Origin of the sequence: Synechococcus sp. Cruz CV12-2-Slac-r, assembly GCF_024346075.1 — a bacterium.
Taxonomy (GTDB): Bacteria; Cyanobacteriota; Cyanobacteriia; order PCC-6307; family Cyanobiaceae; genus Synechococcus_D.
In genome coordinates, this window is the sequence record NZ_JAGQEK010000128.1 from 1 (window position 1) to 4,480 (window position 4,480).

General features: G+C 47.6%; 5 protein-coding genes. 3 read left to right on the forward strand and 2 right to left on the reverse strand.

What is annotated here, in order from left to right; all coding sequences use genetic code 11:
* On the reverse strand, window positions 1–605 hold a 605-nt coding region (locus KB557_RS09115; RefSeq protein WP_255133462.1), incomplete at its 3' end, for a GDP-mannose 4,6-dehydratase.
* A 1-nt stretch (window position 606) separates the two neighbouring features.
* Window positions 607–2,031, reverse strand: a complete 1,425-nt coding sequence (locus KB557_RS09120) for a nucleotide sugar dehydrogenase (RefSeq protein ID WP_255133456.1) — start codon at window positions 2,029–2,031, stop codon at window positions 607–609.
* Window positions 2,032–2,081: 50 nt separating this feature from the next.
* On the opposite strand from KB557_RS09120, the gene gmd reads away from it, so the two are divergent.
* The 3 genes from gmd to KB557_RS09135 form a co-directional block, all read left to right on the forward strand.
* Window positions 2,082–3,176, forward strand: a complete 1,095-nt coding sequence (gmd, locus tag KB557_RS09125; protein WP_255133464.1) for a GDP-mannose 4,6-dehydratase — start codon at window positions 2,082–2,084, stop codon at window positions 3,174–3,176.
* A complete protein-coding gene (locus KB557_RS09130; protein ID WP_255133458.1) occupies window positions 3,173–4,195 on the forward strand; it encodes a GDP-L-fucose synthase in 1,023 nt (340 codons plus the stop codon). The genes gmd and KB557_RS09130 overlap by 4 nt, the downstream gene beginning before the upstream one ends.
* A gap of 7 nt (window positions 4,196–4,202) precedes the next feature.
* The coding region (locus tag KB557_RS09135; RefSeq protein WP_255133460.1) for a glycosyltransferase at window positions 4,203–4,480 on the forward strand (278 nt) is incomplete at its 3' end.

Here is a 4,480-nt window from a genome sequence, read left to right on the forward strand (position 1 = left end):
GTAAGCGGTTCCCCCCGCAGGGCCTGCACAATAAAATTACTCACAACCCTGCCATCATCTTCCAGCATGCGGGGGCCATAGGTATTAAAAATCCGCACTACACGAATTTCAACATCGTGCATACGTTTGTAATCAAAACAAAGTGTTTCCGCAATCCGCTTTCCTTCGTCGTAGCAACTGCGGATACCAATCGTATTAACGCAACCGCGATAGCTTTCAGGCTGGGGATGCACCTCCGGATCGCCATACACTTCGCTGGTGCTAGCAAGCAGAAGCCTGGCCCCCACCCGCCGCGCTAAGCCAAGCATGTTGTAGGTGCCAAGAAAACTGGTTTTGGCGGTTTTTATGGGGTTGAATTGATAATGAACAGGGGATGCAGGGCAAGCTAGATGCCAAATACGATCCACCTCAAGCTTGATTGGTTCTGTTACATCGTGGCGAATTAATTCAAAATTAGGGTGGCCAATCCAATGGCGAATGTTATCTTTTCGGCCGGTGAAGTAGTTATCTAAACAGATCACTTCTTCGCCTTTTGCCATCAAGCGATCGATCAAATGGGAGCCAACAAAACCTGCACCGCCGGTTACTAAATGACGCAAACCCATTTCAACCTTCCCCAACAGTCCACACTTGCATACCAGCAGCTAGGGCAGCCTTGCCATCTGCAATAGCGCGGGTATCAAATAACCACGCCGGCTTTCGCATCACAGCGTAAATTGCCTGCCAATCCAAATGGAAATACTGCTGCCACTCGGTAACAACAATAACTGCATCAGCGCCAATGCAGGCCTCCAGGGGCGACGGGGCCATCGACCAGCCACCATGCACATCAGCAGCCATATCAAGGCCGGGTGGCTGGGCTAAATCTTTACTAATTTGATCTGGATTCACCTTGGGATCATGAATTGCAAGCTGAGCCCCCTCTTCTAGCAACTCTTTTGCAATGCGAATTGCCGGCGATTCACGGGTGTCGTTTGTGTTTGCTTTAAAAGCAAAACCAAGCATGGCAATACGTTTTCCATTTACGGTATTAAATAATTTTTGCACCACTAAGCGGGCGATACGTTGCTGTTGCCAATTATTTAATTGAACCACCTGCTGCCAATAACTAGCAACTTCAGCAAGGCCATAATAACCACAGAGATATACAAGGTTTAAAATATCTTTTTGGAAGCAACTACCTCCATAGCCAGGTCCGCTTTGCAGAAAACGATTGCCAATTCTTGAATCACTTCCAATTGCTTTAGCTACTTCTTTCACATCAGCCCCGGTGGCTTCGCAAAGGGCCGCAATTGAATTAATTGATGAAATGCGCTGAGCTAAAAATGCATTTGCCGTGAGTTTTGATAATTCACTGCTCCAAAGATTAGTGCGTAGGATTTTTACAGTTGGCACCCAGTGCTCATAAATTTCAGCTAACGCATTCAATGCAGCGGCATCATTACCACCAATCAACACCCGATCTGGATTCTCTAAATCATTGATAGCAGTGCCTTCCGCTAAAAATTCAGGATTAGATAACACCGCAAAAGATTTATCTTCTCCCACTTGAGCAGCCGCGAGAATCGCTTGGATCGTTTCTGCAGTGCGCACCGGAAGAGTGCTTTTCTCCACCACGATCGTGTGGCCTTTTGCGGCAGCAGCTACCTGCCTGGTGCAGGCTTCTATCCAGCGCAGATCCGATGCTTGGCCGGCTCCCACCCCACGGGTTTTAGTGGGGGTATTAACCGATAAAAAAACCATATCGGCAGCAGCGATCGCCTGATCCACATCTGTTGAAAAGTGCAGGTTGCGGCCCCGTGCCCGTTGCAGCACAGCATCTAGGCCGGGTTCATAAATGGGCAGCTGGGCCAGATCTAAAGAATTCCACGCGGCAATACGGGCGGCATTGAGATCCACCACCGTTACTTCAATTTCTGGGCAACGATCAGCGATTACAGCCATGGTGGGCCCCCCCACATAGCCAGCTCCGATGCAACAAATTTTGCGCACTGCGGCAAGAGCCATGAAGTATTTGTCAGTAACAGGCATTGTGGTGCATACAGTGCAATGCATTAGTGCAAAACGCTGCTCGCAAGGCGATGCTTAAAAAGGCCTTAATTACAGGTATCACCGGCCAAGATGGCAGCTATCTAGCGGAATTACTGCTGGAAAAGGGGTACCAGGTTCATGGCATAAAACGCCGAGCCAGCAGTTTTAATACCAGCCGCATCGACCATCTTTATCAAGACCCCCACGAATGCGATCCAAGGTTGGTGCTGCACTACGGCGATCTCACCGATAGCAGCAATTTGGTGGGAATCATCAAGCAAGTGCAACCCGATGAGATTTATAACCTTGGCGCCCAAAGCCATGTGGCGGTGAGCTTTGAGGAGCCGGAATACACAGCCAATTGCGATGCCCTCGGCACCCTACGCATCCTGGAAGCGGTGAGGCTTTTGGGTTTAACAGCGAAAACCCGTATTTATCAAGCCTCCACCAGTGAGTTATACGGCTTAGTGCAACAAACGCCTCAATCTGAAACCACCCCCTTTTATCCCCGCAGCCCCTACGGCGTTGCCAAGCTTTATGGCTACTGGATCACTGTTAATTACCGCGAAAGCTATGGAATGTATTGCTGCAACGGGATTTTGTTTAACCACGAAAGCCCGCGGCGTGGCGAAACCTTTGTAACGCGCAAGATCAGTCGCGGGTTGGCCCGCATTGATGCCGGCCTTGAGCAATGTTTATTTATGGGCAACCTTGATTCGTTAAGGGATTGGGGCCATGCCCGCGATTATGTGGAAATGCAATGGCGCATGTTGCAGCAGGAAGGGCCACCGGAGGATTTTGTAATCGCCACCGGCCGCCAAGAATCAGTGAGGCGTTTTATTGAGCTAAGCGCCATTGAATTGGGTTGGGGCCAGATCAAATGGGAAGGGGAAGGAGTGAATGAAATTGGACGCCGCGATAGCGGAGAAGTGGTAATCAAAATTGATCCCCGTTATTTCAGGCCAGCAGAGGTGGAAACGCTATTGGGGGATCCCACAAAAGCCCATGCCAAATTGGGCTGGAAACCCACCACAAGCCTGGAGGAATTGGTGGCAGAAATGGTAACGGCCGATCTGGAAGAAGCTAAAAAGGAGGCATATCTACGCCGCAAAGGCTTCAACGTGGTGGGGGCGCCGCAGGAATGAATCCAACCCAAACATTAATTAAGCCAAGCAATAAAATATATGTTGCTGGCCACCGTGGCATGGCGGGTAGTGCCATTTGCCGGGCACTCAGCAAGGCAGGCTACTCAAATCTGCTCACTTCCCCACGGGCAGATCTAAATCTATTAGATGAAGCAGCAGTGAAAGATTGGTTTGAAATTAATAAACCAGATGTGGTAGTGGTAGCGGCAGCCAAGGTGGGTGGGATTCTTGCAAATAATAATTATCCAGCAGATTTTTTACTAGAAAATCTAAAAATTCAAACAAATATAATTGAAACCGCATGGCGCAGTGGCGTGCAGCGTTTATTATTTCTTGGTAGCAGTTGCATTTATCCAAAATTTGCAATTCAACCAATTAAAGAAGAATCTCTATTAACTGGCGCCCTTGAAACAACTAATGAATGGTATGCAATCGCTAAAATTGCCGGCATAAAGTTATGCCAAGCCCTACGCAAGCAACACGGCTTTGATGCAATCAGCCTGATGCCAACAAATCTTTACGGGCCAGGCGATAACTATCACCCAAGCAACAGCCATGTAATAGCAGCCTTATTAAGAAGATTCTACGAGGCGCATCAAAATAATGCACCTAGCGTTACATGTTGGGGTAGCGGAACACCAAGACGGGAGTTTTTGCACGTGGATGATCTAGCAGCAGCGGCAGTTTTTTGCCTAGAAAATTGGGATCCAAGCAGAATTGAAGCTCCAAAAGATCAAAGCGGAGAGCCATTGCACTACTTAAATGTGGGTAGTGGCAGCGATGTAACGATTAAAGAGCTGGCTGAATTAATTGCAGAAAAGATTGGCTTTAAAGGTTTAATAAATTGGGACAGCTCCAAACCTGATGGCACGCCACAAAAACTGCTTGATGTGGGCAAATTAAAATTGCTGGGATGGGAAGCAAAAATTTCCACAGATAATGGCATAACTGCAGTAGTAGAGAATTACTCCCAAGAACTTAAAAACCCTAGAAACCAAGACGAAATCACGAAACTTTGAGTTCACCATGACAACTAATTACCAAAAGCCTGCAATCACAGTAATAACACCAACCCTAAACGCAGCAAACACAATTGAAGATAACCTCAAAAGCGTCGCAATTGGCATAGATGAACTTAGGAAGAACAATGAATATTGCGAGCATCTAATAATTGATGGTGGATCCACAGACGACACAATGAATATTGTTCAACTACATGCAAAAAGCAGCTCCTTCTGCTGTTTGATTAAGCAAAAGGGAGCCGGCGCTTATAATGCGATGAACGAGGGCTTAACAGAAGCCGA